At 72.2% G+C, this 25,982-nt stretch carries 21 protein-coding genes and 1 pseudogene; 17 read left to right on the top strand and 5 right to left on the bottom strand.

Features of this window, described 5'->3' with window-relative positions; genetic code table 11:
- Nucleotides 1-18 precede the first annotated feature (18 nt).
- Nucleotides 19-1,215, bottom strand: coding sequence for a mannosyltransferase family protein (locus ACFVYS_RS23290; RefSeq protein WP_389504791.1), 1,197 nt, complete (start codon nt 1,213-1,215; stop codon nt 19-21).
- Between the two features lie 327 nt (nt 1,216-1,542).
- Here ACFVYS_RS23290 and ACFVYS_RS23285 point away from each other — a divergent pair, with 327 nt between their 5' ends.
- Nucleotides 1,543-3,144 (top strand): MFS transporter, encoded by a 1,602-nt coding sequence (locus tag ACFVYS_RS23285; protein ID WP_389504789.1) that lies wholly within the window; start codon nt 1,543-1,545, stop codon nt 3,142-3,144.
- A gap of 206 nt (nt 3,145-3,350) precedes the next feature.
- Nucleotides 3,351-4,541, top strand: coding sequence for an acyl-CoA dehydrogenase family protein (locus tag ACFVYS_RS23280; RefSeq protein ID WP_389504787.1), 1,191 nt, complete (start codon nt 3,351-3,353; stop codon nt 4,539-4,541).
- Nucleotides 4,542-4,583: 42 nt separating this feature from the next.
- Here ACFVYS_RS23280 and ACFVYS_RS23275 read toward each other — a convergent pair whose 3' ends face one another.
- Complete coding sequence (locus ACFVYS_RS23275; protein ID WP_389504785.1) at nt 4,584-5,021, bottom strand: cell division protein SepF; 438 nt, start codon at nt 5,019-5,021, stop codon at nt 4,584-4,586.
- A gap of 312 nt (nt 5,022-5,333) precedes the next feature.
- On the opposite strand from ACFVYS_RS23275, the gene ACFVYS_RS23270 reads away from it, so the two are divergent.
- From ACFVYS_RS23270 to ACFVYS_RS23220, 11 genes and pseudogenes are all read left to right on the top strand, one after another.
- Nucleotides 5,334-6,536 (top strand): DUF5685 family protein, encoded by a 1,203-nt coding sequence (locus tag ACFVYS_RS23270; RefSeq protein WP_389504783.1) that lies wholly within the window; start codon nt 5,334-5,336, stop codon nt 6,534-6,536.
- Between the two features lie 183 nt (nt 6,537-6,719).
- A complete protein-coding gene (locus tag ACFVYS_RS23265; RefSeq protein ID WP_389504781.1) occupies nt 6,720-7,322 on the top strand; it encodes an ATP/GTP-binding protein in 603 nt (200 codons plus the stop codon).
- 427 nt (nt 7,323-7,749) lie between these two features.
- Nucleotides 7,750-9,534, top strand: a complete 1,785-nt coding sequence (locus tag ACFVYS_RS23260; RefSeq protein WP_389504779.1) for an FAD/NAD(P)-binding protein — start codon at nt 7,750-7,752, stop codon at nt 9,532-9,534.
- 43 nt (nt 9,535-9,577) lie between these two features.
- Nucleotides 9,578-10,651 carry an LLM class flavin-dependent oxidoreductase gene (locus ACFVYS_RS23255; protein WP_389504777.1) on the top strand — a complete coding sequence of 358 codons (1,074 nt, stop codon included), beginning with the start codon at nt 9,578-9,580 and terminating at the stop codon, nt 10,649-10,651.
- A complete protein-coding gene (locus tag ACFVYS_RS23250) occupies nt 10,648-12,021 on the top strand; it encodes an NtaA/DmoA family FMN-dependent monooxygenase (RefSeq protein ID WP_389504775.1) in 1,374 nt (457 codons plus the stop codon). The genes ACFVYS_RS23255 and ACFVYS_RS23250 overlap by 4 nt, the downstream gene beginning before the upstream one ends.
- Nucleotides 12,018-12,859, top strand: a pseudogene (locus tag ACFVYS_RS23245) (DUF1684 domain-containing protein). The gene ACFVYS_RS23250 and the pseudogene ACFVYS_RS23245 overlap by 4 nt, the downstream one beginning before the upstream one ends.
- Nucleotides 12,860-13,085: 226 nt before the next feature.
- Nucleotides 13,086-13,997, top strand: coding sequence for a S1 family peptidase (locus ACFVYS_RS23240; protein ID WP_267020680.1), 912 nt, complete (start codon nt 13,086-13,088; stop codon nt 13,995-13,997).
- A gap of 200 nt (nt 13,998-14,197) precedes the next feature.
- Nucleotides 14,198-15,046 (top strand): slipin family protein, encoded by an 849-nt coding sequence (locus ACFVYS_RS23235; protein WP_389504773.1) that lies wholly within the window; start codon nt 14,198-14,200, stop codon nt 15,044-15,046.
- Between the two features lie 246 nt (nt 15,047-15,292).
- A complete protein-coding gene (locus ACFVYS_RS23230) occupies nt 15,293-16,375 on the top strand; it encodes a S1 family peptidase (RefSeq protein WP_389504771.1) in 1,083 nt (360 codons plus the stop codon).
- A 258-nt stretch (nt 16,376-16,633) separates the two neighbouring features.
- Entirely contained in the window at nt 16,634-20,233 is a 3,600-nt protein-coding gene (locus tag ACFVYS_RS23225) for a DNA polymerase III subunit alpha (RefSeq protein WP_389504769.1), read from the top strand.
- Nucleotides 20,230-21,234 carry a hypothetical protein gene (locus ACFVYS_RS23220; RefSeq protein ID WP_389504767.1) on the top strand — a complete coding sequence of 335 codons (1,005 nt, stop codon included), beginning with the start codon at nt 20,230-20,232 and terminating at the stop codon, nt 21,232-21,234. Before ACFVYS_RS23225 ends, ACFVYS_RS23220 begins: the two co-directional genes overlap by 4 nt.
- Nucleotides 21,235-21,256: 22 nt before the next feature.
- Here ACFVYS_RS23220 and ACFVYS_RS23215 read toward each other — a convergent pair whose 3' ends face one another.
- Nucleotides 21,257-21,631 carry a cupin domain-containing protein gene (locus ACFVYS_RS23215; RefSeq protein WP_389504765.1) on the bottom strand — a complete coding sequence of 125 codons (375 nt, stop codon included), beginning with the start codon at nt 21,629-21,631 and terminating at the stop codon, nt 21,257-21,259.
- Between the two features lie 138 nt (nt 21,632-21,769).
- Here ACFVYS_RS23215 and ACFVYS_RS23210 point away from each other — a divergent pair, with 138 nt between their 5' ends.
- Both ACFVYS_RS23210 and ACFVYS_RS23205 read left to right on the top strand, forming a co-directional pair.
- Nucleotides 21,770-22,213 carry a MarR family winged helix-turn-helix transcriptional regulator gene (locus ACFVYS_RS23210; protein WP_389504763.1) on the top strand — a complete coding sequence of 148 codons (444 nt, stop codon included), beginning with the start codon at nt 21,770-21,772 and terminating at the stop codon, nt 22,211-22,213.
- A gap of 174 nt (nt 22,214-22,387) precedes the next feature.
- The gene (locus ACFVYS_RS23205; protein WP_389504762.1) at nt 22,388-23,257 is read left to right on the top strand and encodes an esterase/lipase family protein; all 870 of its coding nucleotides are present in this window, start codon (nt 22,388-22,390) and stop codon (nt 23,255-23,257) included.
- Nucleotides 23,258-23,348: 91 nt separating this feature from the next.
- Here the strand turns inward: ACFVYS_RS23205 and ACFVYS_RS23200 are convergent, their stop codons facing one another.
- Nucleotides 23,349-24,407 carry a lytic polysaccharide monooxygenase gene (locus ACFVYS_RS23200; RefSeq protein WP_389504760.1) on the bottom strand — a complete coding sequence of 353 codons (1,059 nt, stop codon included), beginning with the start codon at nt 24,405-24,407 and terminating at the stop codon, nt 23,349-23,351.
- A 152-nt stretch (nt 24,408-24,559) separates the two neighbouring features.
- On the opposite strand from ACFVYS_RS23200, the gene ACFVYS_RS23195 reads away from it, so the two are divergent.
- Entirely contained in the window at nt 24,560-25,021 is a 462-nt protein-coding gene (locus ACFVYS_RS23195; RefSeq protein ID WP_389504759.1) for a GNAT family N-acetyltransferase, read from the top strand.
- 12 nt (nt 25,022-25,033) lie between these two features.
- Here ACFVYS_RS23195 and ACFVYS_RS23190 read toward each other — a convergent pair whose 3' ends face one another.
- Nucleotides 25,034-25,168 (bottom strand): hypothetical protein, encoded by a 135-nt coding sequence (locus tag ACFVYS_RS23190; RefSeq protein ID WP_020128204.1) that lies wholly within the window; start codon nt 25,166-25,168, stop codon nt 25,034-25,036.
- 140 nt (nt 25,169-25,308) lie between these two features.
- Between ACFVYS_RS23190 and ACFVYS_RS23185 the strand changes: the two genes are divergently transcribed.
- Nucleotides 25,309-25,923, top strand: coding sequence for a class I SAM-dependent methyltransferase (locus tag ACFVYS_RS23185; RefSeq protein WP_389504757.1), 615 nt, complete (start codon nt 25,309-25,311; stop codon nt 25,921-25,923).
- Nucleotides 25,924-25,982 lie beyond the last annotated feature (59 nt).

The following is a 25,982-nucleotide window of genomic DNA, read 5'->3' as shown; positions in this document are numbered from 1 at the left end:
CCGAAAAGGCGGATTCTCTTACGGCGGACCGCTGCCGTTCAGCCACCACGCCCCGTACACGGCCGATGCCGCCGCGAGGCACCCCACCACCAGCGCCGACCTGGACGTCCGCAACCTGGCCAGGGCCAGGGCGAGCGGCAGCAGCAGCGGGAAGGCGGGCAGCAGCAGGCGCGGCTTGGAACCGAAGTAGCTCGACGCGCACAGGGCGAGCGCGAGGACCACACCCGCGTACACCAGCGGCGCAAGGGGCTGGCGCTGCCGTACGCAGACGACGTACAGCCACAGCAGCAGGGCGACGCCGACGATCAGCCCGAGGCCGGCGAGGGCGGACGGGAATGACGTGAACTTGTCGGCGACGAAGCGGGCGAAGGCGTAGCCGCCGTCGAAGCCGTTGCGCCAGCCCGCCTGGACGTCGAAGTAGCCGAGCGGACCCTTGCCGGTGTGGTGGCCGACCCACAGGACGTATCCGGCGGCGCCGAGGGGCGCGAGGAGCATGCCGAGGGCGCGTGGCGCGAAGCGGGCAGCGGCCGTCCCGGCCCCGCGCCGGGGAGAGGTGTCGGCGGTCGGGGCCCGCCGGTCACGGACGAAGGACGCCACGGCCGCTGCCCACACCGCCGCGACCACCGCGAGCCCCACCGGGCGGGTCAGCCCGGCCAGCGACGCGAGCACTCCCGCGGTCACCCAGCGGCCGGTGAGCACCGCGTACAGCGACCAGGCGGCCAGCGCGGTGAACAGCGACTCGCTGTAGGCCATCGACTGCACGATCCCGACGGGCAGGACGGCCCACACCAGCACCGCGCACACCCCGGCCCGGCGCCCGTACACGTGGTCGGCGACCGCGAAGACGCCCCAGGCCGCGGCGAGTGACGCGAGCAGGGTCACGACGAAACCGGCGTCGGCGTACGACAGCGGGGTCACCGCGTGCAGGAGCCGTTCCAGCCAGGGCAGCAGCGGGAAGAAGGCGAGGTTGGAGTGGACGTCGCCGTTCGGCAGACGGACCTCGTAGCCGTATCCCAGCTCGGCGACCCTGGTGTACCACAGGGCGTCCCAGCGGGCGGTCAGCAGCGTGTACGCGCTTTTGTCGCGGGCGGCGCTCCACCCGGCCAGCGCGAGCAGACCGAGGGCACGCACGGCCACGTACCCCAGGAGGGCGGGGGCCGCCCGGCGCGGGGTCGCGGAGCCGGGGGGCGTCACGCGCGTCTCAAGATCGGTCACGGGCTCGATTATCGACGGCCCGCCCGCCGACCGGGTCCGCCGGGGCGGTCGGGCCTCGGGAGGAGGTGTACGGAGGCGGCACGGGGAGGGGCGCCGGGAAGGGGTACGGGGGGTGGCCCGGACATGTCGCGGGAGTGGCGTACGCCACATGGGTTGCCCGTGGGTGGTGAGAGGTCCGCCACGTGGCCCTGGCGCGAACTCGCGTACGCTGCGTTCCACTCGTGTTCGTCTGCGCGGGCCGGAGACACCGCTCCTCTCCGGCCGAGCCGCGGGGAGTCCCCACCCCGTGAGCCCGCCGAACCGGGGGATCACCTGGGAGGTGTGTACATGTCCGGGACGACCACGGCCGCCGCTGGGCTGCGCCGTCGGGCGGCCGGGGCCGGTGCCAACCGCTGGGTCGTCCTGGTGGTGCTGTGCGTCAGCCTGCTGCTGGTCGCCGTCGACGCGACCGTGCTGCATGTGGCGGTGCCGGCGGTCACCGAGGACCTGCGGCCCGGCGCGATCGAGCTGCTCTGGATCGTCGACACCTATCCACTGGTCTGTGCCTCGCTGCTGATCCTGTTCGGCACGCTCGGCGACAAGGTGGGCCGCAGACGCATCCTGCTGCTCGGCTACGCCCTGTTCGGCGTCGCCTCCGCGCTGGCGGCGTTCGCCGGGACCGCGCAGACCCTGATCCTGGCGCGGGCGCTGCTGGGCGTCGGCGGCGCGATGATCATGCCCGCGACGCTGTCGATCCTGCGCCAGGTGTTCCCCGACCGGCGTGAGCGGGCGCTCGCGATCGGCATCTGGAGCGCGGTGGCCGCGGTCGGCGCCGCGGTCGGCCCGCTCCTGGGCGGCTTTCTGCTCGAGCACTTCTGGTGGGGCTCGGTCTTCCTCGTCAACATCCCGCTGATGCTGGTCAGTCTCCCGGTGGGACGGCTGCTGCTGCCCGAGTCACGGGGCGCGGCGAACGGCCCCTGGGACGTGGTCGGCGCGCTGATGGCGGCGGCCGGTCTCTTCGGTGTCGTGCTGGGCGTGAAGCGGCTGGGCGGCGGGGAGCTCGGGCTGTTCACCGTGGCGCCGCTGCTGGTGGGCGCGGTGCTGATCGTGCTGTTCGTCCGCCGTCAGCGGCGGCGCCTGCATCCGCTGGTGGATCTGGGGATGTTCGGGCGGCCGGCGTTCAGCACCTCGGTCGGGTGCATCGTGCTGGCGATGCTGGCGCTGGTGGGTCTCGAGCTGATCGCGGCACAGTACCTGCAGCTCGTGCTGGGGCTGTCTCCGCTGGAGACGGGCCTGCGTCTGCTGCCCCTGACCTTCGCCGCGATGGCGGCCGGGCTGGCCGGGGCGCGGCTGCTCCGGCAGTTCGGGCCGCGCCGGATGGTGTGCGGGGGGTTCGTCCTCACGGCGCTGGCGGTGCTGACACTGACCGCGATGGGCGGGTCGGACAACACGGGGCTGCTGCTGTTCGGGTTCCTGCTGCTGGGCTTCGGCCTGGAGACGACCTTGTTCGCGGCGTACGAGTCGATGCTGAGCGAGGCGCCGCCGGAGCAGGCGGGCGGGGCGGCGGCGATCGGGGAGACGTCGTACCAGCTGGGGGCGGGGATCGGGATCGCGCTGCTGGGAAGCGTGATGAACGCCGCGTACGCGCCCGGGCTGAAGTCCGTGCCCGGGGTGCCGGCGTCCGCGTCGGACGCGGCGGGGCATTCGTTGGGGGAGGCGTACGAGGTCGCCGGGCAGTTGGGCGGGCCGGTCGGGGTCGCGCTGCGGCGGGTCGCGCGGGACAGCTTCGTGCACGGCTTGCATGTCACGCTGCTGGTGAGTGCGGGGTTGTTGCTGCTGGGGGCGCTGATGGCGTTGCGGTTGCCGCGGGTCATGCAGTGCGAGGCGCCTCCGACGGGGGTGGAGCTTCCTTCGCCCCGGGAAGTCACGGAGTCCCGCGTCTCCGCCTGAGGTCTCCGACCCACGCACCGTCTGTTCGGTGTCGGTCGAGGGGTGAGCGTTTCCGGTGGGAGCGCATCGGCGTCGGCCTCGGCGGCTTGCGGCTTGCGGCTTGCGGCTTGCGGGTCGCGCGGCGCGTACTGGACGTGCGCGACGGCGCGTCGTAACGTCTCGGGCGATGGTGTAACTAGCGGTGCTAGTTTTTCGGAGGCTCTCTCATGTCCGCGTCCTCGAAGTTGCCCCCGTTCGACCCCGCCGACCCCCTGGGGATCGACGATCTGCTGGAGCCGGAGGATCTCGCGATCCGTGACACCGTGCGGAACTGGGCCGCGGACCGGGTGCTGCCGCGGGTCGCCGACTGGTACGAGCGCGGGGAGCTGCCGGAGATCCGGGAGCTGGCGCGCGAGCTCGGCGCCATCGGGGCGCTCGGGATGTCGCTCAGCGGATACGGGTGCGCCGGTGCCAGCGCCGTGCAGTACGGCCTCGCCTGTCTCGAGCTCGAGGCCGCCGACTCCGGCATCCGGTCCCTCGTCTCCGTGCAGGGTTCCCTCGCCATGTACGCCCTGCACCGTTTCGGCAGCGAGGAGCAGAAGCGGACCTGGCTGCCGGGGATGGCCGCGGGCGAGATCATCGGGTGCTTCGGGCTCACCGAACCCGATCACGGCTCCGACCCGGCGGGCATGCGGACGTATGCCAAGCGGGACGGCTCCGACTGGGTGCTCAACGGCCGCAAGATGTGGATCACCAACGGATCCGTCGCCGGGGTGGCCGTCGTCTGGGCGCAGAGCGACGACGGGATCCGCGGCTTCGTGGTGCCCGCCGGCACTCCGGGGTTCTCCGCGCCCGAGATCAAGCACAAGTGGTCCCTGCGGGCCAGCGTGACCAGTGAGCTCGTGCTCGACGACGTGCGGCTGCCCGCGGACGCCGTCCTGCCGGAGGTCACCGGGCTGCGCGGACCGCTCAGCTGTCTGTCCCACGCGCGCTACGGCATCGTGTGGGGCGCGATGGGGGCGGCGCGCTCCTGTTTCGAGACCGCCGTCGAGTACGCGAAGACCCGCGAGCAGTTCGGGCGGCCCATCGGGGGGTTCCAGCTCACCCAGGCCAAGCTCGCCGACATGGCGGTCGAGCTGCACAAGGGGATTCTGCTCGCCCATCATCTGGGGCGGCGCATGGACGCCGGCCGCCTGCGTCCCGAGCAGGTCAGCTTCGGCAAGCTCAACAACGTACGGGAGGCGATCGAGATCTGCCGGACCGCCCGTACCGTCCTCGGTGCCAACGGGATCTCGCTCGAATACCCCGTCATGCGGCACGCGACCAACCTCGAGTCGGTGCTCACCTACGAGGGAACCGTCGAGATGCATCAGCTCGTGCTGGGCAAGGCGCTCACCGGACTCGACGCCTTCCGCTGACCCGGCCCGGGGGCCGAGGCAGGGCCGGTGAGCGGCCCTGCCTCAGCTCTGGTTGAAGAAACCGTCCGTCCGGTGCGCGGACGGGTCTCCGTTCACGATCTCCGTGTTGGCGGGGGACAGCAGGAACACCCGGGTGGACACCCGCTCGATCGAACCCCGCAGGCCGAAGATCAGCCCGGCCGCGAAGTCGACGACGCGCTTGGCGTCCCCGGCCTCCATGGCCGTGAGGTTCATGATGACCGGCACGCCCTCGCGGAACAGTTCACCGATCGCCCGCGCGTCCCGGAAGCTGTCCGGGGTGACGGTGCCGATCCGGCGGCCCTTCTCCTCGGCCGTGTCCGTCGCCACCTTCACGCGGGGGTCGGTGACCCAGGCCTCTCCGGAGTCGGTCCCCTCGGAATAGTCGTCGTCGTAGTAACGCTCGTCATCGTTGTCGTCGACGAGGCCAAGCCAGGCACTCGCCTTGCGCACCGATCCCATGGACGCCTCCTCTCACAGCGGTCTTTCTGCTTTCCGCATTCCCCATGGTCGTCCATGATGCGGATGTCGCGCCAAGTGGATAGACGCCGCGCGGGGGGTTTGTGACGGTACTGGTGCACAGCGAATACGTCGAGAGCCCGCGTCTCCCAAGGGTCGTACCGCATACGGCTGCTGACTGTGAGTGAAATATGATTCTTCGTGGCGAACGAGTGACGCACGGTGCGTCCGGGTGAACCGGGTGCCCCCGATCCGGCGTGACAATCGGCCGATAGCATGCCGCAGCTCAATGTCCCAAGGACGACGGGGGTTGTCGTGTTCGGAATAGTCAGGCCATGCAGTCACCGGCTCGGAGAGGGCCTCAAGACCCAGTGGATGGCGCACCTGTGCGGGCTGTGTCTCGCGCTGCGCGGCGACCACGGGCAGTTCGCGCGGGTCGTCACCAACTACGACGGCCTGCTGATATCGGTTCTGACGGAGGCTCAGGCCGACCGGGTGCCGGCCGACGGATGGCGGCGGACGGCGGGACCGTGCCCGTTGCGCGGGATGCGCACCGCGTCCGTCGCGCAGGGCGAGGGCGCCCGGCTCGCGGCCGCCGTCTCGCTGGTGCTCGCCTCGGCCAAGGTGCGCGACCACGTCGCAGACGGGGACGGGCTGCTGGCGCGGCGGCCCGTCGCCGTCGCCGCGCGCAGGGTCGCCGCGAGCTGGGGCCGGGCCGGGGAACGCGGCGGGGCCGCCGTCGGGTTCGACACCGCAGTCCTCGTCGACGCGGTGGAACGGCAGGTGGGCATCGAGGCGCTCGCCGGGCCCGGCACCCCGCTGTGCGCCGTCACCGAGCCGACCGAGAGCGCCACCGCCGCCGCCTTCGCGCACACCGCGGTCCTGGCGGGCCGGCCGGGCAACGCCGCGCCGCTCGCCGAGGCCGGCCGGCTCTTCGGGCGGCTGGCGCATCTGCTGGACGCGGTCGAGGACCGGGAGTCCGACGCGGCGGCCGGTGCCTGGAACCCGCTGACGGCCACCGGCACCCCGCTCACCGAGGCCCGCCGGCTCGCCGACGACGCCCTGCACGGCATCCGGCTCGCGCTGCGCGACATGGAGTTCGTGGACGGCAGACTCGCGCACCTGCTGCTGGCGCACGAGCTGGAGCGGTCGGTCGACCGGGCGTTCGGGACGCAGTCGTGCGGGCACGCGCACGCGCCGGAGGGCTCCTTCGGACCGCCGACCGGCCCGTACGCCCCCCGGGGGCCGGTGGACCCCCACGCGCCCGGCAACCCCTACGGCGGCAACCCCTTCGGCGGTGAGCCGCCACGGCCCGGGAAGCGGGGCTTCTGGGCCGGGTGCGCGGTCGCGCTCGGGCTGTGCTGCACCTGCCAGGTCTGCTGTGCCGACGAGTTCGAGGGGCCCTGGTCGCGCAAGAAGCACGAGGGCTGGTGCCGCGACGGCTGTGACGGCTGCGATTGCTGCTGCGACGGGTGTCAGTGCTGCGAGTGCTGTGAGTGCTGCTCCTGCGACTGCTGACGCGGCGTCATCGTTTCGGCCCGTGGCGCCCCGTGTGGGGCGCCACGGTGAGCGACGGGCATCCCCGGAACGTATCCCTGGTCGAGGACGCGGACTTCGCAGGGCCGTCCATCGGGACGGGCGGTCGGCCGTTCGCGTGCCGGCAACCCGCGGAGCCACCGCTCCGGATGCTCGAAAGGATCAATGATCATGCCCGGGCGCTCTGACAAAACCGTTCCGCTCGCCGTGAAGATCGTGGTGAGCGGTGGGCTCGGGGTCGGTAAGACGACCTTCATCGGGGCCGTCTCCGAGATCGACCCGCTCGACACCGAGGCGCCGATCACCCAGGTGTCGGTCGGGGTCGACTCGCTCGAGGGGGTGGAGTCCAAGACCACCACCACCGTCGCGCTCGACTTCGGACGGATCACGTTCGACCATGCCATCGCGCTGTACCTGTTCGGCACACCCGGGCAGGACCGGTTCGCCTTCCTGTGGGGCGACCTGGTGGAGGGAGCGCTCGGAACGGTGGTCCTCGCGGACACCCGGCGGATCGAGGAGTGCTTCCCGGCCGTCGACTACTTCGAGGCCCAGGGCGCGCCGTTCGTCCTCGCGGTGAACCGCTTCGACGGGGCCGAGCACTTCGAACTGGAGGAAGTCCGGGCGGCGTTGGGACTGAGCCCAGAGGTGCCCGTGCTGGAGTGCGACGCGCGCGAGCGCGGCTCCGTACGGGACGTGCTGGGGGCGTTGATGGATCGGGTGGTCGGGTTTCGCGCCGCTCCGGGGCGGCGGGCGGTCGGGGCGCGCTGATCGCCGTAGGGCGGACGTGAGGTGGGGCGAAAGCGAGGGAAAAGGCGCATATCGAGGGGAGAGCGCGGAGGTGAAGGCGGAGCTGGGGGAGGGGAGAACGCGAAGAGGGCGCCCCGGGAACGGGGGCCGCAGTGGGTCAGCTCAACAGGAACAGGACCACACGCGACCGAAGTCGATGTGGGAGCGGGTGACCAGACACTGCTGCGGATGCATGGGCCAAGTGGAACAGGTCTCCGATTACGCGTCAACCGACTTGAGACGTACGGCTCACAGTGTGGACGGCCTTGACAGTGAGGGGAAACGCCCACGTACTCTCGCTGCACGGCCCTGCTGAGGGGCTCGGCCGTATCTGCGCCGCGCGGCGCGCCCCATTCGGTGTGTGAAGGCACCTACCCGTGTTCGATCCCAGCTGTCACGGAGCCTTCGCATGTCTTCCGAAACCCTCGACCCCGAAGCGCCCGCCACCCTCGTGATCGTCGGGGCCGGGCCGCGGGGGACCGGCCTCATCGAGCGGATCGCCGCCAACGCCCCTGAGCTGTACGCCGGTTCGGGACTCGACATCCATCTCGTCGACCCGCATCCGCCGGGTGCCGGACGCATCTGGCGGGCCGCCCAGTCACCGCTGCTGTGGATGAACTCGCACGCCGAGGACGTCACCATGTTCACCGACGAGTCGGTGGAGATGGCCGGGCCGGCCCGGCCCGGCCCGACGCTGCACGAGTGGGCGGGCATCGACGGGCGTACCTTCGCCGACCGGCAGCTCCAGGGCTCCTATCTGCGCTGGGTGCACGAGCAGGCGGTCGCCGCCCTGCCCGCGGAGATCACCGTCCACCACCATCCGGGGCGCGCTCTGCGGGTGAGCGGCCCCCGTACGGGACGCCAGCAGGTGTGGCTGGAAGGCCGGGACCAGCCCCTGCCCGCCGATCTCGTCGTCCTCGCGCACGGTCATCTGGATGCCGAACTCGACGAGGAACAGCGTGAGTTGGCGGCCTACGCGGCGGAGCACGGGCTCGTCCACCTGCCGCCGGACTTCACGGCCGACAGCGACCTGTCCGCGCTGCCGGCCGGCGAACCCGTGCTGGTGCGTGGTTTCGGGCTCGCCTTCGTCGACCTGATGGTGCTCCTCACCGAGGGGCGCGGCGGGCGGTACGAGGGGGACACCTATGTGCCCTCGGGGCGGGAACCGGTGCTGTACGTCGGCTCGCGGCGCGGGGTGCCGTACCACTCGAAGATCGGCTACGACTGGACCGGCGAACGGCCGCCGCTGCCCCGGTTCCTGGGACCCGCCGAGATCGACGGGCTGCTCGCGCGGCCCGGGGGCTTCGACTTCCGGCGGGATGTCTGGCCGCTGGTGGAGAAGGAGCTGGGCTTCGCCCACTACCACCGGCTGTTCACGGTCCACGCCGAGCGGACCGCGATCGCCTGGACCGACTTCGAGGAGAAGTACGAGGCCGCGTCCGAGGGCGCCGAGCGGGAGGCCCTGGTGGCGTCCGCCGTGCCCGACCCGCGGGACCGGCTCGACCTGGCCGCCCTCGACCGGCCGTTGGCCGGGGTGACGTACGGATCCTTCGCGGAGTTCCAGGAAGGGCTGCGCGGCTATGTGGAGGACGACCTGAGCCGCCGTCACGACGCCGCACACAGCACCGACCTGGCCGTGTTCCTGGGACTGCTGTCCGTCTACGGACAACTGGTCCGCCTCGGTGACATCGGCTCCTGGTGGCACGGGTTCTTCAGCTACCTCGCCTCCGGGCCGCCGGGGCCCCGGCTGAGACAGCTGATCGCGCTGTCCCGGGCGGGGGTGCTGAAGTTCGTCGGCGCCGACATGGCCGTACACGCGCGGGACGGGGTGTTCCGGGCGTCGAGCGCCACCGTGCCGGGCTTCTCGGTCGAGGCGCGGGCGCTGGTGGAGGCCCGGCTGCCGGAGCCGACGCTCCGGCGCGCCCTCGACCCGCTGCTGCGGGAACTGCACGCCGACGGGGCCGGCGAGACCCCGGACGGGCTGCTGCGGGTGGACCGCGCCGACGGGCGGGTCCTGGACCGGGCCGGCCGGCCGCACCCACGGCGCTTCGCGCTCGGACCGCACACCGACGGCCGTACGCCGGGCGCGTTCACCCGGCCGCGCACCGGCGGCCCCGCGTTCCGGCAGAACGACGCCACCGCCCGGGCCGCCCTGGTGTTCCTGCGGGATCTGGGCGCCGATGCCGTCGGGTGAACCGCTCCACTTCGAAGCGTCACGGAAGAAAGGGTTCTCCCCCATGACCTCATCGCACGGCCGGGGCCCGCTGCACCTGGCGGCCGCCGTCGACCAGCCGGGGGTGTACGACGCCGGCCCCTACGTCGAACTGGCGCGGCTCGCCGAGCGGGGCGGACTCGACTTCGTGACGCTGGACGACACCTTCGCCCGGCCCGGGCCCGACGCGTCGGCCGTGCTGTCCCGGGTGGCGCCCGCCACGCACCGCGTCGGACTGGTGCCCACCCTCACCACCACCCACACCGAGCCCTTCCACATCCAGGCCACGGTCGCCACGCTCGACCGGGTCAGCCGGGGCCGGGCCGGCTGGCGGATCGACGTCTCCACCACGGAGGGGGAGGCCCGGCTCTTCGGCCGCCGGCACACCGCGCCGCTGGACGCGCTGTGGCGGGAGGCCGGTGAAGTGGCCCACGTGGCCGCGAAGTTGTGGGACAGCTGGGAGGACGGCGCCGTGGTACGCGATGTGCCGACCGGCCGTTTCCTCGACCGCGACAAGCTGCACCACGTCGACTTCACCGGCGAGGCCTTCTCGGTGCGGGGCCCCGCCCTGGCACCCAGACCTCCGCAGGGACACCCGGTGCGCGTGGTCGACGCCACCGAGGGACCCGCCCGGTCCACCGCCGCCCGCCACGCCGACGTGGCCCTCGTACGCGCGGCGAGCCCCGCACAGGCCCGCACCGTCCGCGACCGGCTGCGGGCCGACGTGGCCGCGGCGGGGCGCGACCCCAACTCCCTGCTCGTCCTGGTGAGTCTGCTGATCGACCTCGGGGACGGCGAGCACGCCGCCGAACCCGGCCACGGCGGAGGCGGCCCCCGGCAGACCGCGCAGGGCCCGCTCTACCGGGGCGGCCCCGTCGACCTCGCCGACCTGATCGCCTCCTGGTACAAGGACGGCATCGCCGACGGCTTCCACCTCACCCCCGTCGAACCGCGCCGTGATCTGGAACGGCTGGTCAACGGCACGGTGGCGCTGCTCCAGCACCGTGGTCTGTTCCGCACCTTCTACCCGGGCAGCACGCTCCGCGAGCACCTGGGGCTGGCCCGGCCCGCCAACCAGTACGCGGGGGGAGCGGCATGAGCGGACACCGACCCCGGGGCCCGAGGCCGCCCGGCAGGCAGTGCCACCTGGCCCTGTACTTCCCCGGCGCCGACACCACCACCGTCTGGACCGGCCCCGACGCGAAGTCGCCGATCGAGTTCTCCTCCTTCGAACACCTCGCCCGGACCGCCGAACGCGGTCTGTTCGACTTCTTCCTCCTCGCCGAGGGGCCGCGACCGCGCGACCACCAGGGCCGTATCCATGACCTGGACGTGGCCGGCCGCCCCGAGCCGCTCACCGTCCTCAACGCGCTCGCCGCCGTGACCGAGCGTCTGGGGCTGGCCGCCACGGCCGACGCCACGTACCACGAGCCGTTCGAACTCGCCCGCAGACTGGCCACCCTGGACCATCTCAGCGGCGGCCGGGCGGCCTGGCACGTGGTGACCTCCTCGGACGCCCGCACCGGCGAGGACTTCCGCCGAGGGGGCTACCTGGACCGCGCCGACCGGTATCCGCGGGCCGCCGAGTTCGTCGCCACCGCGAGAAGGCTGTGGGACTCCTGGACACCGGACGAGGCGCCCCGGCCGTTCGCGCACCGGGGCCGGCACTTCGACATCGCCGGGGAGTTCACCGTGCCGCGCTCACCGCAGGGGCACCCGGTGGTGATCCGGACGGGGGACTCGGGGGAGGGCCGGGAGGCCGCGGCCGCCACCGCCGACGTCGTCCTCGCGCGGCCCGGCACGCTGGAGGCCGGGCGCGCCTTCTACGCCGACGTCAAGGGACGGCTGGCCAAGTACGGCCGTACCGCCGACGATCTGAAGATCATGCCCGCCGTCACCGTCGTCCTCGGGGACACCGCCGCCGAGGCACAGGAGCGGGCCGCCACGATCAGACGCCGGCTGGTCTCCCCGCAGCGCGCCCTCCTCACCCTGGAGCGGCTCTGGGGCGTCGACCTGTCGGCCCACGACCCCGACGGGCCGCTGCCCGAGTTCGACCCGGTGGCCGACCCGCGGCGCACGGGGGGCCGCGCCCGGCACGGCGACGCGGTCGCGACCGCCGGGAAGCTGCGTGCGCTGTCGAGGGAGAAGGGGCTGTCCATCCGGCAGACCGTGATCGAGACGAGCGCCCGGCAGTCCCTCGTCGGCACACCCGAGGCGGTCGCCGCCGAACTGGCTCGGTTCGTGCGCGAGGACGCCGCCGACGGCTTCGTCCTCGTACCGCAGCTCACGCCCGGCGGGCTCGACGAGTTCGTCGACCGGGTGGTGCCGCTGCTGCAGGAGCGCGGTGCCTTCCGTACGGAATACGAGGGACACACCTTGCGCTCCCACCTCGGACTGCCCGACCCGGTGGGGACGGGCCAACCCCATGACGACAGGACAGATCCCATGACGACAAGGCCGACCCTATGACGGCGAAAGCGGCGAGCGCGGCAGACGTCGTGACGGTCGCGGCGGACGCCTGGCGGCAGTGGCACGGGCGCCGCCTGGAGACGGTCGCGGCGCCCTACGGCCCGCTCGCGCTCACCGGCACCCTCCCCCAGTGCCTGAAACGGCCTGGGGGGACCCCCAGCCCGAGGACTTTGCGGACGGTCGACTTCCGGACACCCCGGGGACCTGGGTGGCCGATGAGGACGCCGTGGTGCTCACCGCGACCGGCTCCGACGGGCTGACCGTGGACGGGAAGCCGTTCAGCGGGGAGGTACGGCTCGGCGCCGACACCGGACCGACGGGACGCGGCCCGGGTCGCGCTCGGTGACCGGCGGCTGGTCGTTCTGGTCCGTGAGGGGGTCTGGGGGGTACGCGACTTCGACCCGGACTCCGCGGCCCCGGCACCGCTTCCCGGGCATCGACGCGACCCCCTACGACGCGCGCTGGGCGGTGCCCGCCCGCTTCACCCCGTACGACGAGGACCGTACCGTCCGGGTGCCGAACGCCGACGGGCGTGAGCGCGGTCTCGGGCTCGGCGGGGAACCGGCGTTCGTCCTGGCCGGGCAGCGGCTCACCCTCCGCGTGAGCGTGCAGGGCGACGGTTCGCTGTGGGCCGTGTTCGCCGACGCCACCAGAGGGGTGACCAGCTACCGGTTCCTGTACTCCGGCGCACCCGACGCGGACGGACGCACGACGGTCGACTTCAACCGGGCCGTACTGCACTCCGTGCGCCTTTGCGGATGCTTTCCTCTGCCCCTTCCCGCCGCCGGGGAACACATATGACGTGGCGGTCGAGGCAGGGGAGCGCAACCTGGTCTGAGCTGGGGCAAGAGGCTGCAAGAGGGCTCAACTCACGCAGTTCGTTGAAGGTCTGACGGCCGAAAGGCGCCCTTGCGCCGACCGGCCGTTCGGCCGAATACTCCCCCTCAGCGCTTGTCAGGGTCACGGCGTGTCCGGAATCCGGACGAACGTCGGTCCCTGGCTGCGCCTCACGGGCCCCGACCCCACACCACGGGCCCCCGACTTCCCCTGGGAGGGAACGAAACGTGAGGATCAAGCGCACCACCCCCACCACCCCCACGAGCGGCATCTCGAGACGGACCCGGCTGACCGCCGTGACCACCGGACTCGTGGCCGCCGCCGCCATCGCCATCCCCCAGGCGAGCGCGGCCGACACCGCCACCTTCAGTACCGCCGAACTGAAGAGCGCCGGCGACTCGGTGCTCCAGGCGGACATCCCGGGCACCGCCTGGGCGGTCGACAGCAAGACCAACCGCCTCCTGGTCACCGTCGACAGCACGGTCTCGGACGCCGAGATCGCGCAGATCAAGGAGCAGGCGGGCGACAACGCCGGCGCGCTCACGATCAAGCACACCCCGGGCAAGTTCAACAAGCTGATCGGCGGCGGCGACGCCATCTACGGCGGCGGCTACCGCTGCTCGCTCGGCTTCAACGTCGTCAGCGGGAGCACCTACTACTTCCTGACCGCCGGGCACTGCGGCGAGGTCGCCTCGACCTGGTACTCCAACTCCGGTCAGACCACCGTGCTGGGCACGAACTCCGGCTACAGCTTCCCGACCAACGACTACGCGCTGGTCCGCTACACCAACACCTCGGTCGCCAAGGCGGGCACCGCGGGCAACACCGACATCACCAGTGCCGGCAACGCCACGGTGGGCCAGTCGGTCATCCGGGACGGCTCCACGACCGGTATCCACACCGGCCGGGTGACCGCCCTCAACGCCACGGTCAACTACGGCAGCGGCGACGTGGTCTACCAGATGATCCAGACCAACGTCTGCGCCGAGGGCGGCGACTCCGGCGGAGCGCTCTACACCTCCGGTGGTGTCGCGCTGGGTCTGACCTCCGGTGGCAGCGGCAACTGCACCTCGGGCGGTACGACCTTCTTCCAGCCCGTGACCGAGGCCCTGAGCCGCTACGGCGTCAGCGTCTTCTAGTCCTCACGCGAGCGTCCTGACGAAGGAGCCCTGACGAGGGAGTCCTCACGCGGGACCGCTTCACCCGGCCTGTGGCCGATCGCGGGCGAGCCCCCGTACGCAACCGGCGTGCGGGGGCTCGCCCTTGCCGGAGGGCGGGGTTACCGTCGGGGTACAGGCAGTGATGCGCGGGCAGTGCTGTGGACCCCTGGGGGCCGGCCATGGTCGAGGAGCTGGTGGTGGCGGGCGTCGCGCTGGTGTCCGCCGGAGCGGTGTACGTGGCGGCGGCGGCGCGGGTCGTCAAGCAGTACGAGCGGGGCGTGGTCCTCCGGCTCGGGAAACTCCGGCCCGAGGTACGCGGCCCCGGACTCACCCTGATCCTTCCGGGCATCGACCGGCTCCGGAAGGTCAACATGCAGATCGTCACGATGCCGGTGCCCGGGCAGGAGGGCATCACCCGGGACAACGTCACCGTGCGCGTGGACGCCGTCGTCTACTTCAAGGTGACCTCGCCGGCCGAGGCGGTCATGCGGGTGGAGGACTACCGGTTCGCCGTCTCGCAGATGGCGCAGACCTCCCTGCGTTCGATCATCGGCAAGAGCGATCTGGACGATCTGCTGTCCGACCGCGAAAAGCTCAACCAGGGGCTGGAGTTGATGATCGACAGCCCGGCCGTGGAGTGGGGTGTCACCATCGACCGGGTGGAGATCAAGGACGTGTCCCTGCCCGAGACGATGAAGCGGTCGATGGCCCGGCAGGCCGAGGCCGACCGCGAGCGGCGGGCCCGGATCATCAACGCCGACGCCGAACTCCAGGCGTCGAAGAAGCTCGCCGAGGCGGCGAAGGAGATGTCCGAGCAGCCCGCCGCGCTCCAGCTGCGGCTGCTCCAGACGGTGGTGGCGGTCGCCGCCGAGAAGAACTCCACGCTGGTGCTGCCGTTCCCGGTGGAGCTGCTGAGGTTCCTGGAGCGGGCCCAGCAGCAGCAACCGCTTCCCCCGACGTCCTCCACACCCCCGACGACTTCCACACCTTCGCCGCCCGAGGCGACGTCGGGTTCCGGCCAGGACTAGACCTCACCGCCACGTAAGTGGTTACTCACGCGTAGCGTTTGCAGTGCGAATTCTCCTGCGGTGGCCAGGGGATGTTCCGGGGTGGTGAAGGCGTGGAGGGCGCGCGGTGTTCACCCTGTGCGCGTCCTGAAGTCGACCTTGTGTGTCCCCTGTGCCGTTCGGAAGAGTGGGCGCCCGTCAACCAGCCTTCCGGCCCGGAGCTGCCCCCATAACCGCTCGGGCCGACCCCCCACAGGAGGACGCGAGTTGAAGCACCGACGCATACCCGGGCGGCGGATGGTCATGACGGGCGCGGGCATCGCCGCGCTCGTCGCAGCCGGAGTGACCTTCCAGACTGCGAACGCCAGCGAGCCTGCGAAGACCTCGCAGCCCGCCCCCCTCTCGGCCCTCGCGGCCGGAAAGCTCGCCTCGACGCTCGGCCAGGACCTCGGCGCCGACGCGGCGGGCACGTACTACGACGCCAAGAGCAAGAGCCTCGTGGTGAACGTCCTCGACGCGACTGCCGCGAAGACCGTCGAGGCGGCCGGCGCCAAGGCCAGAATCGTCGAGAACTCCCTCGCCGAACTGACCGGCGCCCGTACGACGCTCAAGGCGGACGCGTCCGTCCCGGGCACCGCCTGGGTGACCGACCCGACCACCAACAAGGTCGTCGTCACCGCCGACCGCACGGTCTCCGACACCGAGTGGGCCAAGCTCACCAAGGTCGTCGACGGGCTCGGTCAGGTGGCCGAACTCCAGCGCACCAAGGGGGAGTTCAAGCCCTTCATCGCCGGCGGTGACGCCATCACCGGCGGCACCGGGCGCTGCTCTCTCGGCTTCAACGTGGTCAAGGGGGGCGAGCCGTACTTCCTGACCGCCGGGCACTGCACCGACGCCATCTCCACCTGGTCGGACTCCTCCGGCACCGAGATCGGCGCCAACGAGGTGTCCAGCTTCCCGGACAACGACTACGGCCTGGTCAAGTACACCGCCGAGGTCGACCACCCGAGCGAGGTCGACCTCTACAACGGCTCGGCCCAGCAGATCACCGGCGCCGCCGAGGCCACCGTCGGCATGAAGGTCACCCGCAGCGGCTCGACCACCCAGGTGCACTCCGGCACGGTCACCGGCCTGGACGCCACGGTGAACTACGGCAACGGTGACATCGTCAACGGCCTCATCCAGACCGACGTCTGCGCCGAGCCCGGCGACAGCGGCGGCTCCCTCTTCTCGGGCAGCAGCGCGGTCGGCCTGACCTCGGGGGGCAGCGGCGACTGCACCGCCGGCGGGGAGACGTTCTTCCAGCCGGTGACGGAGGCGCTGTCGGCGACGGGGACGCAGATCGGCTGACGGTCCCGCAGCGCAGCCCTTCGAGCAGCTGAAGTCCCGCCCCGCACGAGAGGGGCGGGACTTCCTGCGTGGAGGGGGCGTCGGGGGCCGCGGGGCGCGTCGGCGCCGGTGGTCGGTGTCATGTCCCCGCAGTCCGGGGGTACGGGGTGTTTCCGCAGGTGGGAGGCGTCCGAACGGTTGTCGTACAGACGTTCGGGAATTGGTCTATGGTGGGGGTGAGCGAGTAGGGAACTGATGTTCGATTAGTGGGAGGTGCGGATGTCAGGGTTCACGCATCTGCACACCGTCTCCGGGTTCTCCCTGCGCTACGGCGCCTCGCACCCGGAGCGGCTGGCCGAGCGCGCCTCGGAGCGGGGGATGGACGCCCTCGCTCTCACCGACCGCGACACCCTCGCCGGCTCGGTCCGCTTCGCCAAGGCCTGCGCGAAGGCGGGTGTGCGCCCGCTGTTCGGAGTGGACCTGGCGGTGGCGCCCCCCGAGCGGCCGCAGAGCGACGCGTCCGTACGGCGGGACAGGCGCCGCACCCCCGTGCGCGGCGGCGCCTTCATCGACGAGTCGGCACCCCGTGTCACCTTCCTCGCCCGCGACGGCGCCCGGGGCTGGGGCGACCTGTGCCGGATCGTCACGGCCGCGCACGAGGGCGAGGGCACCCCGGTACTGCCCTGGGCCGAGAACCACGGCGCGGGCCTGACCGTCCTGCTCGGCCCCGCCTCCGACGTCGGCCGCGCGCTCGCCGCGGGCCGGCCGGACCGCGCGGCGAGGCTCCTCACCCCCTGGCGGGAGGTGTACGGCGACGCCCTGCGGCTGGAGGCCGTCTGGCACGGGCGCACCGGCACCGGACCCGGCTCCCTGCGGCTGGCCGCCCGTACCGTCGGCTTCGCCGCCGAGCAGCGGATCCGGCCCGTCCTCAGCAACGCCGTCCGGTACGCCGACCCCGGCCAGGGCCCGGTCGCGGACGTGCTGGACGCCGCCCGGCGGCTGGTCCCGGTCGACCCGGCGAAAGGGCTGGACTCCGGGGAGGCCTGGCTCAAGGACGCGGGCGCGATGCTGCGCACGGCCGAGCGGATCGTCGAGGCGGCGGGCTACCGGCGCGACACCGCGCACCGTCTGCTGGAACAGACGCGGGCGACGGCCGCCGAGTGCCTGGTCGACCCCGAGGACGACCTCGGCATGGGTGCAGTCCACTTCCCCGAGCCGCACCTCGTCGGCGCGGGCCGCCGCACCGCCCAGCGGACACTGGCCTCCCGGGCGGCGGCCGGGATGGTGCTGCGCGGCCACTCCGGCAAGCGCGCCTACTGGGAGCGGATGCACCGGGAGCTGGACATCATCGCCCACCACGGCTTCGCCTCGTACTTCCTGACGGTCGCCCAGGTCGTGGACGACGTGCGGGGGATGGGCATCCGGGTCGCGGCCCGCGGCTCCGGCGCGGGATCGCTGGTGAACCACCTGCTCGGCATCGCGAACGCCGATCCGGTCGAGCACGGGCTGCTGATGGAGCGCTTCCTGTCCAAGGAGCGGGTCGTGCTGCCCGACATCGACATCGACGTGGAGTCCGCGCGCCGGCTGGAGGTCTACCGGGCGATCATCGGCCGGTTCGGCACCGAGCGGGTCGCGACGGTCGCGATGCCGGAGACGTACCGGGTCCGCCACGCCATCCGGGACGTCGGCGCGGCCCTGTCCATGGACCCGGCCGACATCGACCGCATCGCCAAGTCCTTCCCGCACATCCGGGCGCGCGACGCCCGGGCGGCGCTGGAGGAACTGCCCGAACTCAGGTCGCTGGCGGGGGAGAAGGAGCGGTACGGGCGGCTCTGGGAGCTGGTCGAGTCTCTCGACGCCCTCCCGCGCGGAGTCGCCATGCATCCGTGCGGGGTGCTCCTCTCCGACGCCTCCCTGCTCTCCCGTACGCCGGTCATGCCGACCAGCGGCGAGGGGTTCCCCATGGCCCAGTTCGACAAGGACGACGTCGAGGACCTCGGGCTGCTCAAGCTGGACGTGCTGGGCGTGCGGATGCAGTCGGCGATGGCGCACGCGGTGGGCGAGGTGGAGCGGGCGACGGGGGAGCGTATCGACCTGGACACGCTGAAGGGCGGCGATCCGGCGACGTACCGGCTCATCCGGTCCGCCGAGACGCTGGGGTGCTTCCAGATCGAGTCGCCGGGCCAGCGGGACCTGGTGGGGCGGTTGCAGCCGGCCACCTTCCACGATCTCGTCGTCGACATCTCCCTCTTCCGGCCCGGGCCGGTCGCCGCCGACATGGTGCGGCCGTTCATCGAGGCGCGGCACGGGCGGGCGCCGGTCCGGTATCCGCACCCGGATCTGGCGGAGCCGCTGCGGGACACCTACGGGGTCGTCGTCTTCCACGAGCAGATCATCGACATCGTCGCCGTCATGACCGGCTGCGGGCGCGGTGAGGCGGACCGGATCAGGCGCGGGCTGTCGGACCCGGAGTCGCAGGGGCGGATCAAGGTGTGGTTCGCCCAGCACGCGGCGGTCGGCGGATATGACGCAGAAACGATTCAGCGGACCTGGGAGATCATCGAGGCGTTCGGCTCGTACGGTTTCTGCAAGGCGCACGCGGTCGCCTTCGCCGTGCCGACGTACCAGTCGGCGTGGCTGAAGGCGCACCACCCGGCCGCCTTCTATGCCGGGCTGCTCACCCATGACCCCGGGATGTACCCGAAGCGGCTGCTGCTGGCGGACGCGCGGCGGCGGGGGGTGCCGGTGCTGCCGTTGGACGTGAACCGGTCGGCGGTCGCCCACCGGATCGAACTGGTGTCTGATTCAGGGCCTGATTCCTCCGGTGTATCCGGTGCATCCGGTGCAGGCTCTGATCCGTCCGGTTCCGGTGTCTGGGGGCTGCGGCTCGCCCTCTCCGACGTGTACGGCATCACCGAGGCCGAGGCGGCGCGGATCGCGGACGGGCAGCCGTACTCCTCGCTGCTGGACTTCTGGGAACGGGCGCGGCCGAGCCGTCCGCTCGCCGCGCGGCTCGCACAGGTCGGCGCGCTGGACGCGTTCGGCGCCAACCGGCGCGATCTGCAACTGCACCTGACCGAACTGCACCGGGGCGCCCGGGGCGCGGGCGGCGGTCAACTCCCGCTGGCCGGCGGGCGGAAGACCACCCCGGCCGGGCTGCCCGACCTGTCCTCCGCCGAGAAGCTCAGCGCCGAACTGGGCGTGCTGTCCATGGACGCCTCGCGCCATCTGATGGACGACCACCGGAGCTTCCTCGACGAACTGGGCGTGCTGTCGGCGCGCCGGCTGCGCGACACCCGGCACGGCGAGACGGTCCTGGTGGCGGGCGCCAAGGCGGCCACCCAGACCCCGCCGATCCGGTCCGGCAAACGGGTCATCTTCACCACCCTGGACGACGGCACCGGCCTGGTCGACCTCGCCTTCTTCGACGACTCCCACGACGCCTGCGCGCACACCGTCTTCCACTCCTGGCTGCTGCTGGTGCGCGGGGTGGTGCAGCGGCGCGGCCCGCGCAGCCTCAGCGTGGTGGGCGCCGCCGCCTGGAACCTCGCCGAACTGCTGGAGGTGCGCCGGGACGAGGGGCTGGAAGGGGTCGCGGCCCGGCTGGCCGACCCCGGCGGCGCCCCGGACGCGGGCGCCCCTGACACGAGTGCCCCGGACGCGGGGGTCGACGGCGACGGCCCGGCGCGTAGCCGGCTCGCCGGTTCGGACGGGCTGCCCGCGCCGGCGGGCTCGGCCGCCCGGGACGCGAGCGAACAGCGTCGCATCCGCATGCCCACGGGGTACGAGATGCACCCCTGGGCCGATCTGCGCCCCGCGGGCGAAGGGCCCGCGGTGGGAAGGAAGTTGTGGCACCAGAGTCCGGGGAGTGCGGGATGACCATCCTCTGCGTACGTTTCCAGCTGCCTTCGACGGACGAGGCCGCTCTGCCGGCGCTGCTCGGGCTGCTGGAGGAGTTCACGCCGGTCGTCGAGGCGTTGCCGCCGGACGGGGCGCTGGCCGATCTGCGCGGCGCCGAACGGTACTTCGGGCGCAGCGCGGTCGAACTGGCGTCGGTGATCAGGGTGCGCGCGCTCGCGCTGCACGGGGTCGACTGCGTGATCGGCGCGGGCCCCGGCCCGATGTCGGCCCGCGTGGCGCTGCGCGGCGCCCGGCCCGGGGTGACGTGCGCGGTCCCCGAGGGCGGGGTACGGGAGTTCCTCGCCGATAAGCCCGTCGTGGCGTTGCCCGGTGTGGGTACGGCGACCGCCCGCACCCTGTGCGAGTACGGCCTCGACACCCTCGGCAGGGTGGCCTCCGCACCCCTTTCCACGCTCCAGCGCCTGGTCGGCGCGAAGGCGGGCCGGGAACTGCACGACAAAGCGAACGGCGTCGACCGCGGCCGGGTCGTACCGAACGCCGTCTCGCGCTCGCTGGCCACCGAACGCCCCTTCACCCGGGACGAGTTGGACCCCGACCGGCATCGCCGCGCGCTCCTGTCGGCCGCCGGGGAACTGGGCGCCCGGCTGCGTGCCATGGAGAAGGTCTGCCGCACCCTGACCCTCACCGTGCGCTACGCCGACCTCCCCCACTCTCGAACAGGCTCGAGCGGGGGGACCCCCACCGCCACCACCCGCAGCCGCACCCTCGGGGAGCCGACCGCGCACTCGGCGGCCCTGACGAGGACGGCGTACGGCCTGTACGAGGCACTCGGTCTCCAGCGCGCCCGGGTCCGCGCGATCGCCCTGCGCGCCGAGGCGCTCGGCCCCGCCGACCAGGCCTCCCACCAGCTCACCTTCGATCCCGTGGACGAGAAGGTCCGCCGGATCGAGGAGGTGGCCGACCGGGTGCGGGCGAAGTTCGGGCCGGGAGCGGTGAAGCCCGGGACGCTGGCGGCGTGAGGCGACGGCGGCCGGGACGGGGTCAGTTGGCCCATGGGGGAGTGATCCGGGTCCCGTCGGCCAGCTCCGCCTCCAGGCCGATGGACGTGGTGACCCAGGAGAGTGCGGTGTGATCGGTCGGGTTCTCGACGGCCAGGGTCGCGCCCGGATTGACGATCACCGTGTCGCCGGCCCTGATCCGCTCGGCGTGGCCGTCGAGCGTGAGGATCAGTTCGCCGACGAGCAGATGGAAGATCTCCTCCCGGTTGACGGTGTGCGCGGGCGCCTTCGTCCCGGCGGGGATCTCGCCCCTCCAGGCGCACAGCTCCTTGCTGCCGGTGCGGGGAGTGGCGTACGAGACGAAGCGGGCGCCGTGGATCTCGTGGGTGACGGCGTCGGACGAACGGATGACGGGCATGGGTGTCTCCTGTCGGTTTCGGCTTCCGGTGGGCGTCGTCGCTGCCGGACACCCGCCCGAAGATGGTCAAGCAGCTTGACCATCTGGCCCTATGGTCAAGCTGCTTGACCAATCTGTCAAGAATGTTTCAATGCGGATGTGCAGAACTCCGAAGCCCTCGCCCTCAGCGCCGTCCTGCTCGCCGCCGCGGGTGAGCTCACCCAGCGCATCAACGACGGTGTCCTCGCCCGTGGATTCGAGGCGCGGCCCGCCTACGGCTTCGCCTTCACCCGGCTCGCCCCGGACGGCGCCACGGTCACCGAGCTGGGCGTCCATCTCGGGGTCACCAAGCAGGCGGCGAGTCAGCTCGTCGAGGAGCTCGTGCGGAAGGGGTATGTCGAGCGCCGGCCGCACCCCGAGGACGCGCGGGCCCGGCTGATCGTGCTCACCGGGCGCGGCTGGGAGTGCACCCGGGCGGCGGAGGAGGCGGCCGCCGAGGCGGTGCGGGCATGGGTCGCCGTGCTCGGCGAGGAGCATGTGCGCGTGCTGCGCGACCAGTTGTCTCGCATCGCCCCTCATGGCCCCATTCGGCCCGCTTGGTGACGTCATATCAGTGATCCCGGGTCGGCACCGGCTATCACTGGAAGTTTTTACTGACGCGTAACTTCACAGTTCAGCTACTCGCCCGTAACTTGACGAGTGAACAGCATCCTCGTGATCCGGGTCACAGGGCGTAAGGCCATCGCATCCTCCCTTGAGCCGCAAGGAGATCACCCGATGCTGCCCTGGAAACGCGCGCTCAGACCCCTCGCCGCACTGCTGCTGGCCGCCGCGGCCGCCACCGTCCCCGCCACCGCCGCCCACGCCGACTCCGCCGCCACCGCCTCGGCGAGCGGCTGGAACGACTACCGCTGCAAGCCCTCCGCCGCCCACCCCCGCCCCGTCGTCCTCGTGCACGGAACCTTCGGCAACTCGGTGGACAACTGGCTGGCCCTCGCCCCCTACCTCACCGTCCGCGGCTATTGCGTCTTCTCCGTCGACTACGGCCAACTGCCGGGCGTCCCGCTCTTCAACGGCCTCGGCCCCATCGACAAGTCGGCCGCGCAGCTCTCCACCTTCGTCGACAAGGTGCTCGCCGCGACCGGCGCCGCCGAGGCCGACCTCGTCGGCCACTCACAGGGCGGCATGATGCCGCGCTACTACCTGAAGTTCCTCGGCGGCGCCGCCAAGGTCAACGCGCTCGTCGGCGTCGCCCCCGACAACCACGGCACCACGCTGAGCGGACTCGCCAACCTGCTGCCCTACTTCCCGGGCGCCGAGGACCTCCTCTCGACCGCCACCCCCGGCCTCGCCGACCAGGTCGCCGGATCGGCCTTCCTCACCAAGCTCAACGCGGGCGGCGACACCGTCGCCGGTGTCCGCTACACCGTCATCGCCACCAAGTACGACGAAGTGGTCACGCCGTGGCGCACCCAGTACCTCAGCGGGTCCGACGTGCACAACGTCCTGCTCCAGGACCTGTGCCCGGTGGACCTCTCCGAGCACCTGGCGATCGGTCTGCTCGACCGGATCGCCTTCCATGAGGTGGCCAACGCCCTTGACCCGGCCCGTGCCACCGCCACCACCTGCGCGTCCGTCTTCAGCTGACCGGTCGACGAGCTGACGCACAGGTGTTCCGCCGGGGCCTGTCCGACCTGAGCCGCCGGTCAGGCCCCGGAGTTCCGAAGGGGACGGCGGCTCAGCGGCCGTGCCGTCCACCGTTCACCGCGCGCCTGCGCACCGACCCGAACAGCAGCGCCGCGCCCAGCGCCAGGACGGCCGCGCCGCCCACCGCGAGATACGGGGCGCTGCCGTCGCCACCGGTCTCCGCGAGGCTCTCGCCCGAACCCGAACCCGAACCCGAACCCGAACCCGGACCGGCACCGGCCGCGCTCGGCTCGTTGGCCGTGACGGGCGACTCGGCCGCGGCGGAGGGTTCGGTCGTCGGGTCGGTCGTCGGGTCCGTCGTCGTGGTGGCGTCGTCGTCCCCGTGACCGTGGTGCTCGATCGTCGACTTGCCGGCACCGTCCTCGATCTGTTCCTCGGAGGGCGCGGAGGCGGACGGCGCGGTACCGGTACCGGCCCCCGCTCCTGTGCCGGTGTTCGTGTTCGTGCCCGCGAACGTCACGTCCGAGCAGGAGTAGAACGCCTCCGGGCTGTCCGAGCGCTGCCAGATCGCATACAGCAGCTGCCTGCCCGAACGCTCGGGGAGGGTCCCGGAGAAGGTGTAGAAGCCGCCCGCCGCGACCGGGTCGGTGGCCGTCGCCACCGGGTGCTCCAGATCGAGGTCGGACCACGCCAGCGGCCCGGCGGGGTCGTAACCGGCCTTGGTGAGATAGACCTTGAAGGTGCCCTTGTGCGGGGCGGTCACGCGGTACTTGAAGGTGTACGAGCCGCTGCCGACGCCCGTCGCCGGCCAGTCGGCGCGGGCCAGGTCCAGCCCCTTGAACTCCTCGTTGTTCGCGCTGCACAGCCTGCCGTCCGGAATCAGCTCCTGGTGGCGGCCGTTCGCGTCGCCGATGCGGATGCCGTTCCAGTCGTACAGCGCCTGCGTCCCGCCCGCCGCGACCGCGGCCCGGCACGCGTCCGAGTTCGGGCTCTCCGGACCTTCCGCGTAGCACTGGGCGACCCGGCTGACCGGATCGCCCATCGACCCGTGCGCGGCCGCGGGCGCGGCGGACAGCAGGGTCAGGGCCGCCGGGACCAGCCCGACGGAGGCGACGGCGGCGACGGCGGCGGCCTTGCGGCGTGCGGGCATGGGGGAACTCCTCGGAACCGGAACAGGTGGTGGCCTGATGTGTGCCGGAACCAAGAAACCGCGAATTCGCCTGCTCGGGACGGCCCGTGGCGATCTTTAGGGTGGCCTTAAGGAAGCGCTGAGACTGGGATCAGGTAGGTAACGTCCACGGCATGAAGAGCGAGGAGATCCGGCCCGCCACGGCGGCCGACCTGCCGGCCGTGAAGGCCGTGACGGACGCGGCGTACACGCCTTACATCGAGCGCATCGGGCAGGTGCCGCAGCCCATGGAGGCGGACCACGCGGCCGACGTGGCCGCGGGGAAGGTGTTCGTGACCGGCGACCCGCTCGGTGGCGGGGTGGTCGGCCTGGTGGTGGTCGAGGCGTTCACCGACCACCTGTTCCTCGACAGCATCGCCGTCCGTCCCGACGCCCACGGCAAGGGCGTCGGGCGGCGGCTGCTGCACTTCGTGGACGCACACGCGCGTGCGCTGGGCCTGCCCGAGGTCAGGCTCTACACGAACGCGATGATGTGGGAGAACCAGGAGATCTACCCGAAGTACGGCTACGTGCTCGTGGAGCGACGCGTGGACGGGCCGTACGACCGCGTGCACTACCGCAAGCGACTGGCCTGAAGGCCGCGTCGCTCAGCCGTCCGGCCACCAGGTGCGTGCGATGTCCTTGCGCACCTCGGGGCGCCCGGCCGGCCGTTCGTCGACCTCGTCACGGATCCGGCGGGAGTCCGTCTTCTTCAGGGGCTTCTGCACGGTCGTACGGCGCATGGCTGCCTCCTTCAGGAGCTACCGGGTTCCGCGTTCGCACGGAGGTAGACCCTTTGGGGGAGAGTTCCTCATCGGCACCCCTTCTGTCAGTGGCGACTGTCACGATTCGATTGTCAGTGGTGGGTGTCACTCTTGGGCACATGAGGAAAAAGAGTGACGAACCGACTGCGCCGGGTGTCGACTGGGACGCGGCGGCGGCCGCCTTCGACGAGGAGCCGGACCACGGCCTGGGCGACCCGGGGGTGCGCGCCGCCTGGGCCCGGCGGCTGCGCGCCTGGCTGCCGGAGCGCGGCTGTGACCTCCTCGATCTCGGCTGCGGCACCGGCAGTCTGTCGCTCCTCGCGGCCGAGCAGGGACACCGGGTGACGGGGGTCGACCTGTCGTCGGCCATGATCGACCTGGCCCGCGCCAAACTCGCCGGGCGTGACGCGGTGTTCCTCCTCGGTGACGCGGCGGCGCCGCCGGTCGGTGAGCAGCGCTTCGACACCCTGCTGGTACGCCATGTGCTGTGGACCCTGCCCGACCCCGCCCGGGTCCTGCGGCACTGGCGCGGCCTGGTGCGACCGGGCGGGCGTCTCGTGCTGGTCGAGGGTGTGTGGGGGACCGTCACCCCGGTCGGTATACCTGCGGACCGGCTCACCGCCCTGCTGGCCCCGCTGACCGAGCACGCCCGCGTCGAACGGCTGTCGGAGGACGCGGGACTGTGGGGCGGGGCCGTGACGGACGAGCGGTACGCGGTGGTGGCGACGGTGTGAGAGGCAGCGTGCGGCGGTGCTGTGAAGGGTGGTGCCGTGCACGGCGTCGCTGGGCAACG

The sequence above is a fragment of the Streptomyces sp. NPDC058295 genome, from assembly GCF_042880655.1.
In the GTDB taxonomy this organism is placed as follows: Bacteria; Actinomycetota; Actinomycetes; order Streptomycetales; family Streptomycetaceae; genus Streptomyces; species Streptomyces coriariae.
This window is presented reverse-complemented; position numbering and strand designations above follow the sequence as displayed.